The following is a 13,045-nucleotide window of genomic DNA, read 5'->3' as shown; positions in this document are numbered from 1 at the left end:
GCCGGCGTGACGGCACCTCAGCAACCCGTCACCCAGTTACTCGCCTTCGACGTCCCGACGACGTCCCGCACCGCGGACCGGAAGACGCTGCGCGACATCCTCGGCGGCCTCACCCGCACGCTCTCCGCCCCGCCGCCCGATCCGCGCTTACGGAGCGGCGACACGGCCCGCCTCACCTCCGTGGTCGGCGTCGGCCCCGCACTGGCGTCCCGCCTCGGCCTCCACGTACCCGCCGCGCTCGCCGATCTGCCGCCGTACCCCGGCGACCACCTCGACCCGGCACACAGCGGCGGCGACCTGCTCCTCCAACTGTGCGCCGACGACCGCTGGACACTGAGCGTCGTCGCCGAACTGGCCACCACCGCCGCGAGGAACGCCGGGGCCGTCCCGCGCTGGACCCAGTCCGGATTCCTGCCCCGTACGCCCCCGGGCACCACCCCCCGCAACCTCTTCGGCTTCAAGGACGGCACCGCCAACCCCGACGAGAAGTCCGCCGGACAGTGGGTCTGGGGCCCACCAGGCCCCCACCGCAACGGAACCATCCTGGTCTACCGCAAGATCCGTATGGACGTCGGCGGCTTCGCCGCACTCCCCCGGGCCCGGCAGAACATGATGATCGGCCGCCACGCCGACACCGGCGTCCCCCTCACCGGCACCGCCGAACACGACGACCCGGACATCTACGCCAAGCACCCGGAAGGCTCCTACGTCATCCCCCTCACCGCCCACATCCGCCTCACCAACCCCCGCCTCGACAAGGGCGCCCGCATGCTCCGCCGCAGCTACAGCTACGACGACGCCCCGGACGACCGCGGCCTGCTGTTCTGCGCCTTCATGCGCGACCCGGCCCTCTTCACCCGCGTCCAGACCCGCCTGGCCTCCCGCGACGCCCTGACCCCCTTCACCGACCACCGGGCTTCCGCCGTGGCCTATGTCCTGCCCGGCGTCCTACGGGGCGGGACTCTCGGCGAACGGCTCTGAGGTTTCAGGGAAGCCCCGTGGACGATGGGCGCACCCCACTTCAGCGGCTTACTGCCACCGGCGGAGTTCCGCTGTGACGTACACCTGGTGCTGCTCGACCACGAGGTACCTGACGGGACTCCACCCGGAAGCGCCCGGAGAAGAGAGCGACGCCGCCGCGGGCAGGTCCCGCCAGCCCCAGACCGGCCCGCAAGGGAATGCACAGGAGACAAACCGATCGCCCCACCCGGCAATCTGCGGTCAGGGGCCAGAAATTCGGCGGTGTGATCAGAGGGTACGGAGAAAACCTTCGAGGATCTCGTTGAAGGCGTCGGGGCGTTCCATGTTGGGGTAGTGGGAGGTTCCCTCGATGGAGACGGCGCGCCCGTTGGGCACGGTGCGGGCGAGACGTTCGGCCATGCCGATGTGGTCGGGTGAGTCGATGGCCCCGTTGACGGCAAGGACAGGGACATCGATCTTGGCCGCCCGGCTCCAGGTGTCGCGGACCGGAATGCGCACGTCGGGTTCGCCGGCGGTGTGCTTGGACAACGTTCGCCGTGTCATCTCGCGCAGGCGGCCGAGGACTTCGGGGTCGAGGTCATCGACAGTGCGGTGCGGTCCCGCACCGAAGCCGGTGAACGTCTCGACCGAGGCGTCCAGGTCACCGGCGGCCATCGCCGACTGCCACGCGGCCCAGGTTCGGGTGGTCCAGGGGTCGGTGAAGTACGGCTCGCTGGTACCGGCGCCCGTGACGACCACAGCGCGAACGAGTTCCGGGTGTTCCAGTGCGGTGTCGACCGCGGTGCCGGCCCCCATGGAGACGCCCACGAGGATCGCCGGGCCGGTGCCCAAGTGGCGCAGCAGCGCGGCAAGGTCGTCGGCGTGCCGGAACGGTGCGGAGGCGTTGGCGGACCGTCCATGGCCGCGGGCGTCCGGGGCGAGGACGCGGTACCGCGAGGCGAGGGCGGGGATCTGGGCGTGCCACATCGTGTGGTCGAGGAAGCCACCGTGCAGCAGCACGAGGGGGCGACCGGTACCGGTGTCGAGCCAGAACAGATCATTCATGACAACCAAGGTGTCATTGTCGCGAGCAAATGGCAACCAAGGTGTCATCATGGCGAGGTGAGCGCATCAGAGCACGACATGGCGTCCGAGGAACTGACCGACCGGCTGACCGAGGTCTTCGACCTGGTGGGACCGCTCTACCGGTGTACGCACCGCAAGGTGGAACAGGACGTGTCCGCCGAGGGGCTTTCGGTGGGGGTGCGGGCCGTGCTCAGCATGCTCCGCGAGCACGGCCCCATGACCGTCCCCCAGATGGGCCGGGCCCAGGCGCTCAGCCGCCAGTTCGTGCAGCGCATGGTCAATGAGGCGGCCGCGCGAGGACTGGCCGAGTCCGCCCCCAATCCGGCCCACAAGAGGTCGTCCCTCATCCGGCTGACCACACAGGGCCAGACCGCCATCGCCACTGTGATCGACCGCGAACGCGCGGTTCTGCGCCAGGTCGGTGGCGACCTCACCGACGCCGATGTCGACGCCTGCCTCCGCGTCCTCTCCCGCCTCCTGGACCTCCTGGGCAATGACGACGTCGACCGAGCCGCGCCTGATGGGGGCGATGGCATGACTCCTGACCCCACGTAGGGAATTCGGGCCGGACGCCGTCAAGTCGGCGCATCCCCAGGACGAGGCCCCCTTGCCGATCACCCCGGCCCCCGGGCACCCTCGATCCGGCGCGTCCGCCCCGCCGCCGGGCACGGCATCGGGCACCCTGACGCGGCCGCCGGCACCACCGCGTACTCTCCCGCCCGCGCCCACACGCGCTCCCACCAAAGGGGACGGAATGAGCAGCTACGACTACGTCGTCATCGGTGCCGGCTCCGCGGGGTGTGTGCTGGCGGCACGGCTGTCGGAGGACACCGATGTCCGGGTCGCGGTGATCGAGGCGGGTGGTCCGGACACCGCGCGGGAGATCCATGTTCCGGCCGCTTTCCCCCAGTTGTTCAAGTCCGGCCTGGACTGGGACCTCGACTCCGAGCCCGAGCCGGGCATCGGCGGGCGGCGGGCGTACCTGCCCCGGGGCAAGATGTTCGGCGGCACCAGTTCGATGAACGCGATGATCTACATCCGCGGCAACCACGCCGACTACGACGGCTGGGCCGCGGCCGGGGCCACCGGCTGGTCGTACGCGGACGTGCTGCCGTACTTCCGGCGCTCCGAGGACAACCAGCGCGGCGAGGACCGCTTCCACGGCGTGGGCGGGCCGCTGACGGTCAGCGACGGCCGGTCCGGGCACCCGCTCGCGGCGGCCTTCGTGGAGGCCGCCGTGCAGGCCGGGCACCGGGAGAACGACGACTTCAACGGCGCCACACAGTTCGGCGTCGGGCGCTACCAGCTCACCCAGCGCGACGGCATGCGGTGCAGCGCGGCCGTCGCCTATCTGCATCCCGCCCTCGGACGGCCGAACCTCACCGTGCTCTCCCCCGCCCGCGCACACCGTGTGGTGATCGAGGGCGGCCGGGCGACGGGCGTGGAGGTGAAGCGGGGCGGCACCGTCGGGACGGTCCGCGCCGAGCGCGAGGTGATCCTCTCCGCGGGCGCCTACGAGTCCCCGAAGCTGCTGATGCTGTCCGGGATCGGGCCCGCCGGTGTCCTGTCCGCCTGCGGCATCGACGTCGTACGCGATCTGCCGGTCGGCCAGGGCCTCCAGGACCACTACATGACGCTGCTGAACTTCCGTACCGGCGCCGAATCGCTGATCGGCGCGGCGAGCCCGGAGAACGCCGCGCTGCTGCGGAGCGAGGGGCGCGGCCCGCTGACCTCCAACCTCGCCGAGACCGGCGGGTTCTTCCGCAGCCGGGACGACCTGCCCGCCCCGGACCTCCAGTTCCACGCCGCCCCCGTCCCCTTCCACCAGGAGGGACTCGGCCCGGCCACCGAACACGCCTTCGCCTTCGGCCCGTGCGTCCTCGCCCCGACCAGCCGCGGCACGGTGACGCTGCGCTCCCCCCGCCCGGACGTCGCCCCCCGGATCGTGCACAACTACCTGACGACTCCCGAGGACCGCTCCTGCATCATCGCGGGAATCCGGACCGCTCTGGACATCGCGGCCCAACGGGCGGTTGCCGACGTCACCACGGCCCCGTACGGCGACATGCCGGCCTCCGGCTCCGACACGGACCTCCTCACCTGGGCGCGGCACTCCGGCCAGACGCTCTACCACCCCACCTCGACCTGCGCCATCGGCACCGTGGTCGACCCCGAACTCCGCGTGTACGACGTAACGGGCCTACGGGTCGCCGACGCCTCGGTCTTCCCGACCGTGCCACGCGGGAACACCAACGCCCCCACGATCATGGCCGCGGAGAAGGCGGCCGACCTCGTCTCGGGCCGGTAATCCGACGGACGGCACGACCTCGGCACACGTATCAACCCGCCAACGGCCGCTCACGCGACTGGCCACACTCCGCCGACGCTCCGCAGAGCGTCGACTGTCCACGCGGATTTCCCGTTGGGCGACGAACCGGCGGATGGACTCAGACGGCGTCAGAGCGTACGGCGGTCACGGCCAAGGTGGTGTAGTTCATCGTGAAGCGTCCGCCCAGGGAATCGATGGCGTCCCCGACCGCGCCCAGTATCTCGGCCAGTTGGCCGGGGCGGAGCTGCGTGAGGCCGCCCGTGGTGGGGAGCAGGTTCAGCCATTGGTCGCGCGTGTAGGGCTGCTCCCAGTCGTATCGCCATTGTTCAGCAATGAAGATCCGTCCTACGACCGACAAGGATCTCGACGTCTTCGTCGACACGCTTCATGCCGCTTTCGGGCTCTTCCCGGAGACCCCGAACGAGAATGGCGGCGGGGTGTGGTGGGCGGCGCTGGAAACGGACCGCAGCCTGCTCGCCCTGACGACGGACGGGCGGCCCGTCGGCACCGCCGGGGCGTACTCCTTCGAGCTCACGCTGCCCGGCGAGATCCTCGTTCCGGCCGCAGGGGTGACCCATGTCGGTGTCCTGCCCTCGCACCGACGCCAGGGCGTACTCACCGCGTTGATGCGGCATCAGCTCAGCGAGCTGCGGGCCCAAGGGGAATTCCTCTCCGTACTGCTGGCCTCCGAGACCCTGATCTACGGCAGGTTCGGCTACGGGCCGGCGACCTCCACGCGGCGGCTGACGGTACCGCGTCACCGGGCCGCCTTCGCCCTCCCCCGGGCGCGCGGAGCGGCCGGCGCCCGGGAGGCCGGACCGGGCACCGGCTCGGTCGAGTTGCTGCGGCGTGCCGAGTGCGGGGAGATCCTGGAAGAGGTCTACGACCGGTACCGCCGCGCGCAGCCCGGCGCACTGTCCCGGCCGCACCGCTGGTGGGCCTTGGGCGCGGGGCAGCCCCCGGTCGCTCCGACGCCACGCTACGTCGCCGTCCACCGTGGCGCCGAGGGCGTCCCGGACGGGTACGCCGGCTACGCGGTCGAGTCGGGCACCCTGACGGTCGACGAGACCATCGCCACCGACGACGCCGTCTTCACGGCCCTGGCCCGATTCGTCCTCGGACACGACCTGGTCACACAGGTCGTCTTCAAGCACTTCCCTCCCGAGCACCCGCTGCGCCGGCAGCTCGCGGACTTCCGCGCCGGCCAGGTGAGCGGCGACACCGACTGGCTCTGGGTACGTCTGCTGGACGTCCCCCGGGCGCTGACCGCGCGCGGCTGGTTCACGGACGGCGCACTCGTCCTCGACGTCGACGACCCGTTCCTCGGCGAGCACGGCCGCTACCTGCTGACCGTCCAGGACGGCAAGGCCGACTGCGTCCCCACGGACCGGGAGCCCGACCTGTCCCTGGACGTGAGGGACCTGGGCTCGGTCTACCTCGGCGGCACCGCCCCGAGCACCCTCGTACGTGCCGGACACATCCGGGCCCACCACCCTGGCGCGGCCGCCCTCGCCGACGCCCTTTTCCGCGCCGAACGTATTCCGCACTGCGTGCATTGGTTCTGACGCACGCCCGCCGAATGCCTGGCACCCTGGGCTTGACGCCGCCCAGCACGGACGGCGCGCGCACGACCACACCCCTCTCGACCCATGGCTCAAGCAGAAGGACATCACCGCAGTGAGCATCATCCGGCCCCGGAGCCGCAGTTGAAAAACGCACGGACAGCGGTCTGCGCGCTCGCGGCAATCGTGCTCCTCGGCGCCTGCGACAAAACACCCCAGCGGGCCAAGGACGGCATCACCAACCTCCAGCTCAGCGTCACCGGAATTCCGACTCCGGGAACGCTGTCCGCGCTGGAGCATGTGCTGGCCCGCATCCAGTCCGGGGACCCGGAAGGTCTCGCCGAACTCGCGGAGGACGAGGACCCGCAGGGGCCCGCCCGGAAATGGGTGAAGAAATGGCGTACCGCCACCGAGAAACCCATGACCGCGGACTTCAGCGAGCCGGCCGATCGTGTGTCGGTCGAGGTCCGCTTCGAGGGAATGCGGGAGAAGCTGTCCCTGCCCCTCATAGGCAAGGGCGACGACAACGAAGACGACTACGGAATCCTTCTGCGCGAGGAGGATTGACGTGATGCGACAGGTCACCGTGCCGTCTCAACCGCACTGTCGTTGCCGGTCAGTGCCCTCCGCACTCCGCTGCGCACAGCCGATCTCCTCGCGGAGCAAGTGCCGGCGCCCTGCCACATCCCGTTCGGTATCGTGCGCGACGCTGCCGGGTGGTGGGATGCGGTCGGCCGCGCCGTCGCAGGCGAAAGCCCGGAAACGTCGGCGTTCGTCCCCGGATACTGGTCGCCATGGATGAAGTCAAGGTCGTCGTCGCCCACTCCGAGCGCGCGACCCTGCGCGTCGGCGACGTGTTCCTGAAGGTCGACACCGATCAAACGCGCATCGACGTCGAGGTCGAGGCGATGGCCCTGGCGCCGGTCCCCACCCCGGAGATCCTGTGGCGCAAGCCGCCCGTCCTCGCGATCGCCGCGGTCCGGGGGACGGCACTCGGCCGCCTCGGCGAGCCGTCGGCCGCGTCGCCGGCGGCGTGGGCCGCGGCGGGTGCCGCCCTCCGGCAGCTGCACGACGCGCCGTTGCCGCCCTGGCCCGGCCGGAGCCTCGACGGGTTGGCGGCGGAGCTCGACGGCGAGTGCGAGTGGCTCGTCACGAACGGCTTCCTACCCGCCGACCTGGTCACCCGCAACCGCCGGGTCGCCGAGGCCGCACTCCGCCCGTGGACTCCGGCATTCACACACGGCGACCTGCAGATCGCGCACGTCTTCGTCGACCGCGACAAGGTCACCGGCATCATCGACTGGTCCGAGGCGGGCCAGGGAGATGCCCTGTTCGACCTCGCCACCTTGACACTCGGACACGAGGAACACCTCAGCGACGTCGTCGCCGGCTACGGCACCGACATCGACCTCGACGTCATCCGCGCATGGTGGTCCTTGCGAAGCCTGCTGGCGATCCGCTGGCTGGCCGAGCACGGCTTCGACCCGTCCGCCCCGGGATGCGAGATCGACGTGCTGAGATCCCGGATGTGAGAACGCGCGCGCCCGGCTGCTGCGAGTGCGTTGGGACGCATCGACGAGGGCATCTTTTCCAGCACATCGCCAGCCACTGCTCCCGACGAAGTGCGGTGCGGAGCCGTACTCAGCAGATGACGGCGCAGCCGAAGGTGACGAACGCGTGATGGATGTCGTCGTGGATATCCCAGCCACGGGCGATGCGAGGGCTCCGCGGACGTGAGGAATTCCTGGGTACGAGGCGGCTTGACATGCGGCCAGGTCCTGCCTCGACATCTGCCGGGCGGAGCCGCGCAAGTTGCGATCACCCACACGGGGTAACACGCTGAAAGTGGAAGCAGTACGGGTGTCGAACCCCAGCCGTGCTCGTCCCACACGGTGCGTGCAAAGGGATGCGACCACAAACGGCACATCTCCATGTCGGCGCCGCCGCTCAGCACCGGGCCCGGCTCGGCAACCACGCCGCGGCGACACCCCTGTACTGGAGCTGGTGCCGCGTTGGACGCGGATGAGGTTTTTCCATGCCCACACCGTTCACCCCGCACGGCCTTGGCCGAGGCCGTCCGCCGAACTCCCTCCGGACAGGCGCATCGGTCGCAGCCGTCCCCGGAATCGTCACCGAATACACCCTGCCCACCCCGGGTAGCTCCCCCTACCCCTGGGACATTGCGGCCGGGCCCGACGGCAATCTGTGGTTCACCGAGTACGACAGGGGTTTGATCGGGCTGATCACCCCAGGTGGAGCCATCACCGAATATTCCCTGCCCACCCCGGACGGCGGGCCGACGGGGATCACGGCCGGCCCGGACGGGAACGTATGGTTCACCGAATACGACAGCGGCATGATAGGGCGGATCACCCCAGCTGGAGCCATCACCGAATACCGCGTCCCCAGCCCGAACAGCTTCCCATGGGGTATTACGGCCGGGCCGGACGGCAATCTGTGGTTCGCCGAGTACAACAACGGTGTGATCGGACGGATCACCCCGGACGGGTCCATCACCGAACACCCGCTGACCGACGCGGGCAGCGGGCCGACGGGGATCACGGCCGGCCCGGACGGCAACCTGTGGTTCGTCGAGTCCACCGGCAACCGGATAGGACGGATCACCCCGAGCGGGAACATCACAGAACACCCCATCCCCAGCTCGGACAGCTCCCCGTGGGACATCGCGGCCGGGCCCGACGGCAACCTGTGGTTCGTCGAGGGCTCCGGTAACCAGGTCGGACGGATCACCCTGGGCGGGGAGATCACCGAGCATCCCGTGCTCACTGCGGGCAGCCAGCCCTCCGGGATCGTGGCGGGGCCGGACGGGAATCTGTGGTTCACCGAATACTTCGGTGGCAAGGTCGGGCAGATCACTCCAGGCGGGTCCGTCATCGAATTCTCCCTGCCTCCCGCGGACAGCGGGCCGACCGGGATCGTCGTAGGACCGGACGGGAACCTGTGGTTCACCGAGTACGACAACGGTGTGATCGGCCAGATCACCCCGGACGGGTCCATCACCGAATATCCTTTGCCCGTACTGAACAGCCATCCGCTCGGGATCACGGCCGGGCCGGACGGCAATGTGTGGTTCACCGAGTCCACCGGCAGCCGGATCGGACAGATCACTCCGACAGGGTCCGTCACCGAATTCCCGCTGCCCACCGCGGTCAGCCTCCCGTTCGGTATCGCTGCCGGGCCCGACGGCAATCTGTGGTTCACGGAGTACTTCGGCGGTATGGTCGGACGCATCACTCCGGCCGGGGACATCACCGAATTCCGTGTGCCCCATTCGGATGCCTTCCCGTTCGGCATCACGGCCGGGCCCGACGGCAATCTGTGGTTCACCGAGTACTGGGACGGAAAGATCGGGCGGATCACTCCGGGCGGGACCACCACCGAATTCTCCTTGCCCACCGAGGGCAGTCGCCCGCTGGGGATCGTGGCGGGACCGGGCGGAAACCTGTGGTTCACCGAATACTGGGGCGGGAAGATCGGGCAGATCACTCCCGCGGGGTCCGTCACCGAATTCCCCCTGCCGACCCCCGACAGCGGGCCGACCGGCATCGTGGCCGCCCCGGACGGGAATCTGTGGTTCACCGAGTCCAGGGGCAACCGGATCGGACGGATCACTTCGACGGGATCCGTCACCGAGTACCCACTGCCCAACCCCGGCAGTTCCCCGTACGCCATCGCGTCCGGGTCCGACGGAAACGTGTGGTTCACCGAGTCCACGGGCAACCGCATCGGACGGATCACTTCAATAGGTTCCGTCACCGAATACCCACTGCCCACCGCGGACGGCCACCCGTTCGGCATCGCGTCCGGACCGGACGGGAACCTGTGGTTCGCCGAGTATGCCAGCGGCAGGATCGGACAGATCACCTCAGGCGTCAGCCCCACGCCGAATCCGCTGGAGCAAGAGCTCTTCGACCTGGTCAACCGCGCACGGACGCACCCGGAGTTGTATCCCCTTCTGGAACCCGATCCGCAGGGAGAAGCGAAGTTGAGCGGCTGTCCCAACCCCTTCCAGCCCTCCCAGCAGCTCAGGAACATCGCGTACGACCACAGCAGTTACCTGTCCACCGTTCCCAGCGCCCAGGTCCAGCAGGACTCGAACATGCATCGGGGGCCTGACGGGAAACTGGTATGGGAAAACGGCGAACCCATGGACCTTGCGGGCTACCACACCTTCCGTGCAGAAAACGTCTACTTCCAGTGGGGGCAGCCCGAGCCTGCCCCCAGTCCTGCTCAGGCAGTGGAGTACTGGATGCAGAGGGACTCGGCATGGCACTGGGCGCACCGCAATCTCATCCTCAATTGCGCGGCCCTGGAAGCCGGCGTGGGTTACTACCACCAGGCCCGACCGCCGGGCAGCACCGAAATCCAGCACTACTGGACACTGGATGTGGGTACGCGCTGATCCGGGTGGTCCACATCCGCAACTTCGGTTTCCCGTGGGGGCTCCCGGATGGGCCGCGCGTCCGGTGGGCGCGTGAGCCCGTGCCCGCGTCGTCGACAATCACCGGCCGAAGCGTCGGCTGTGTGATCAGGTGGTGATCTCCTCGGGCCACGGTCTTTCCAAACAGCAGTGGATGAAGTCCTGGACCACGGGGTTGGTGTCGTCGGCGCAGGCCCAGGCGACGCCGACCTGGCTGGGGCTGACGCCGCTGACGGGGCGGTAGGTGATGCCGGGGCGGGCGTAGAAGCGGGCGGCGGATGCGGGGGCGAGGGCGATGCCGTAGCCGTTGGCGAGGGCACTGAGCCAGTCGTCCGGCTGGTCGGTGACGGCGCCGACGCGGACCGGATGGCCGTCGCGTTCGTCGGCGGCCAGCCAGTACTCCCGCCACCAGCCCGTTTCAGGCGGTGCGGCCACGAACGGCTCGTCCCACAGCTCCCGGAAGGGGACCACGTCGCGCGCGGTGAGAGGGTGCCCCTCGGGGAGTGCGACCCAGCGGGGCTCGGTGAACAGCGTCGCCGTGCGCAGTGCGTCGTGGCCGGGGAAGGGCAGGCGCAGCAGGGCGACGTCGACGTCCCCGTCAGCGAGTCCGGCACTCGGATTCGACCAGGTGGCCTGCCGCATCTCCACCCGCCAGCCCGGCCGGCGTCGGGTGAACTCCGCGATGATGTGGGGCGTGGCCTCGTTGGCGGCGCTGGCCATGAAGCCGACCCGCAGCGTGCGGGCTGCCCGGCTGGCGGCACTCTTGGTCTCCCGCGCCACCTGGTCCCAGTCGGCCAGCAGGACGGGCACCCGCTCCGCCAGGGCCCGGCCCGGCTCCGTGAGCGTCATGCCGGTGCGGGACCGCGTGAACAGTCGCACTCCGAGCCGGGTCTCCAGTTGCCTGATCTGCTTGGTGAGCGCCGGCTGGGACACGAACAGCCGTTCCGCTGCGCGGGTGAGAGTCCCCTCCTCCGCCACAGCGGCGAAGTAGCGCAGCAGCCGCGTGTCCACATCCATGCTTCCAGGTTATAGGAGCAGGTATTGGCCGCCGCTCAAGGGCTCGGGGGAGGCTTGTCGAGGTGAGCGAGCGGGGCTCGCCGGACTCACCACGCGCTCGACCGAAGGACAGGGCACATGTTCACCGCCTACGCGATCATCACCGTCATCACCGTCCTGGCCAACGCCGGAATCGCCGTCGCGGACTTCTTGCGGGCCGAGTTCGTCCTCGCCAACTCGGCCGAGGTGGATCTCCCACCGACCTGGCTCCCGTGGCTCGCCGCGCTCAAGGCCGCGGGTGCCGCCGGTCTCCTCCTCGGGCTCATGGGGGTCCCGGTCATCGGCGTCGCTGCCGCTACAGGGCTCGTCCTGTTCTTCATCGGCGCCTTGGCCGCACACGTCCGTGCTCGCGTCCATCACAACATCGCTTTCCCTGCGAGCTGTCTGGCTCTGGCCGCGGCGTCTCTCGTCCTCGCCGTAGTCCGATAGACGTCAGAGGGCGGTGCGGAAAGCCATGACCGGCAGGGCCAACCGAAGTCGTCGTTCCCACAGCACGTCCGCCGGCCGACGTACGCCGTTCAGGACACAGCCGCGGGCCGGTCGGATCGCCCGGCCCGCGCCGCTCAACAGCCCATGGCTTGATCGGCCTTCAATGCCCACCCGAGGACCCCTGACGGCATCGGGCGCCGACGGCCCGGCGGTTGACGGTCGCGCACCTGGGCATGTCGATGGGCGGCTCCTTCTCCGCCTACGGCGGTCTCAGCGGCAAGCTGCCTTCACCCGCCCCCGCGCCGTGTGAAGGCCCCACGGGCGGCACGGTCGGCGAGCCCCCACCGGCGGCGCGGACCAGCCGGTGAGCGACCCGCCGCCCGCGCCCCGCCCGAACACACCTGAACCGGGGCGGACGCACGGCCACCGGACGCGCCGACCAGCAGTCCGGTGGTACCGTGCTGCGCCCTCTGCGACCAAGAAGGAACCATGAGCTTTCCCCCCCTGCACCGCGTGGTGACCGGGCACGACGCCCACGGCAAAGCCGTCGTCACCAGTGACGGACCACTGCCCACCGTCGTCGAACTCGGCGCAGCCGCCGGAAGCGTCTTCCACGAGGTGTGGAGCACCGCCACGTCCCCGGTGGTCATCGACAACGGGCCGGACCCGACCACCGGGCCCCTCACCCTGGCCCCCGCCCCGCACGGCACCCGTATCCGCTTCGTCGACTTCCCGCCCGAGCCCGAGGAGCCCCTCGACACCTCACGCGCCAAGGAGGTCTTCACCCAGATCGGCGGCGAGGACGCCTCCACCGTCGGCACGGACGCGCCGCACCCGCTCATGCACCGCACCGAAACCGTCGACTACGGCATCGTGATCGAGGGCGAGATCACCCTGGTGCTCGACGACTCCGAGGTACCCCTCGCACCCGGCAGCGTCGTCGTGCAACGCGGCACCAACCACGCATGGTCCAACCGGTCCGGCCAACCGTGCCGCATGCTGTTCGTCCTGCTGGACGGGCAGTACGAAGCGTCGAACGCGCCCGCACCGAACCGCGGCTGACCGCACGGGAGAACCTCTGGAGGCGGTCCCGAGGTCGGCCTCCGGAGGATCTCCCGGCACCTGCTCCGAGGTTTCGCCGACCGCCGACGACACGTCGCACGGCGGCCGAAGATCACCAGC

General features: G+C 69.9%; 11 protein-coding genes and 1 pseudogene. 9 read left to right on the top strand and 3 right to left on the bottom strand.

The window, feature by feature from the left end:
* On the top strand, window positions 1-981 hold a 981-nt coding region (locus AC51EU_RS19535), incomplete at its 5' end, for a Dyp-type peroxidase (protein ID WP_496268289.1).
* A 267-nt stretch (window positions 982-1,248) separates the two neighbouring features.
* Here the strand turns inward: AC51EU_RS19535 and AC51EU_RS19530 are convergent.
* Window positions 1,249-2,025, bottom strand: coding sequence for an alpha/beta fold hydrolase (locus AC51EU_RS19530; protein ID WP_496268288.1), 777 nt, complete (start codon window positions 2,023-2,025; stop codon window positions 1,249-1,251).
* Window positions 2,026-2,082: 57 nt separating this feature from the next.
* Between AC51EU_RS19530 and AC51EU_RS19525 the strand changes: the two genes are divergently transcribed.
* Together AC51EU_RS19525 and AC51EU_RS19520 are read left to right on the top strand one after the other, a co-directional pair.
* Entirely contained in the window at window positions 2,083-2,601 is a 519-nt protein-coding gene (locus tag AC51EU_RS19525) for a MarR family winged helix-turn-helix transcriptional regulator (RefSeq protein WP_496268287.1), read from the top strand.
* Between the two features lie 199 nt (window positions 2,602-2,800).
* The gene (locus tag AC51EU_RS19520; protein ID WP_496268286.1) at window positions 2,801-4,354 is read left to right on the top strand and encodes a GMC family oxidoreductase; all 1,554 of its coding nucleotides are present in this window, start codon (window positions 2,801-2,803) and stop codon (window positions 4,352-4,354) included.
* A gap of 139 nt (window positions 4,355-4,493) precedes the next feature.
* Here the strand turns inward: AC51EU_RS19520 and AC51EU_RS19515 are convergent.
* A pseudogene (locus AC51EU_RS19515) lies at window positions 4,494-4,712 on the bottom strand (SAM-dependent methyltransferase); the annotation flags it as partial.
* On the opposite strand from AC51EU_RS19515, the gene AC51EU_RS19510 reads away from it, so the two are divergent.
* The 4 genes from AC51EU_RS19510 to AC51EU_RS19495 all read left to right on the top strand — a co-directional run bounded on the left by AC51EU_RS19510 (window position 4,708) and on the right by AC51EU_RS19495 (window position 10,360).
* Window positions 4,708-5,940: a GNAT family N-acetyltransferase gene (locus tag AC51EU_RS19510; RefSeq protein ID WP_496268285.1), complete on the top strand. Its 1,233-nt coding sequence runs from the start codon at window positions 4,708-4,710 to the stop codon at window positions 5,938-5,940. The pseudogene AC51EU_RS19515 and the gene AC51EU_RS19510 overlap by 5 nt on opposite strands.
* Window positions 5,941-6,081: 141 nt before the next feature.
* On the top strand, window positions 6,082-6,504 hold the full coding sequence (locus AC51EU_RS19505; protein WP_496268284.1) for a hypothetical protein: 423 nt from the start codon (window positions 6,082-6,084) through the stop codon (window positions 6,502-6,504).
* A gap of 227 nt (window positions 6,505-6,731) precedes the next feature.
* Window positions 6,732-7,469 carry a phosphotransferase family protein gene (locus tag AC51EU_RS19500; protein ID WP_496268283.1) on the top strand — a complete coding sequence of 246 codons (738 nt, stop codon included), beginning with the start codon at window positions 6,732-6,734 and terminating at the stop codon, window positions 7,467-7,469.
* 503 nt (window positions 7,470-7,972) lie between these two features.
* Window positions 7,973-10,360 (top strand): virginiamycin B lyase family protein, encoded by a 2,388-nt coding sequence (locus AC51EU_RS19495; RefSeq protein WP_496268282.1) that lies wholly within the window; start codon window positions 7,973-7,975, stop codon window positions 10,358-10,360.
* 126 nt (window positions 10,361-10,486) lie between these two features.
* On the opposite strand, the gene AC51EU_RS19490 is transcribed toward AC51EU_RS19495, so the two are convergent.
* Window positions 10,487-11,395 (bottom strand): LysR family transcriptional regulator, encoded by a 909-nt coding sequence (locus tag AC51EU_RS19490; protein WP_496268281.1) that lies wholly within the window; start codon window positions 11,393-11,395, stop codon window positions 10,487-10,489.
* 117 nt (window positions 11,396-11,512) lie between these two features.
* Between AC51EU_RS19490 and AC51EU_RS19485 the strand changes: the two genes are divergently transcribed.
* Window positions 11,513-11,863 carry a DoxX family protein gene (locus tag AC51EU_RS19485; protein ID WP_496268280.1) on the top strand — a complete coding sequence of 117 codons (351 nt, stop codon included), beginning with the start codon at window positions 11,513-11,515 and terminating at the stop codon, window positions 11,861-11,863.
* A 489-nt stretch (window positions 11,864-12,352) separates the two neighbouring features.
* The gene (locus tag AC51EU_RS19480) at window positions 12,353-12,925 is read left to right on the top strand and encodes a cupin domain-containing protein (protein WP_496268279.1); all 573 of its coding nucleotides are present in this window, start codon (window positions 12,353-12,355) and stop codon (window positions 12,923-12,925) included.
* The last annotated feature ends 120 nt before the right edge of the window (window positions 12,926-13,045 follow it).

The sequence above is a fragment of the Candidatus Streptomyces philanthi genome, from assembly GCF_059553635.1.
This window is presented reverse-complemented; position numbering and strand designations above follow the sequence as displayed.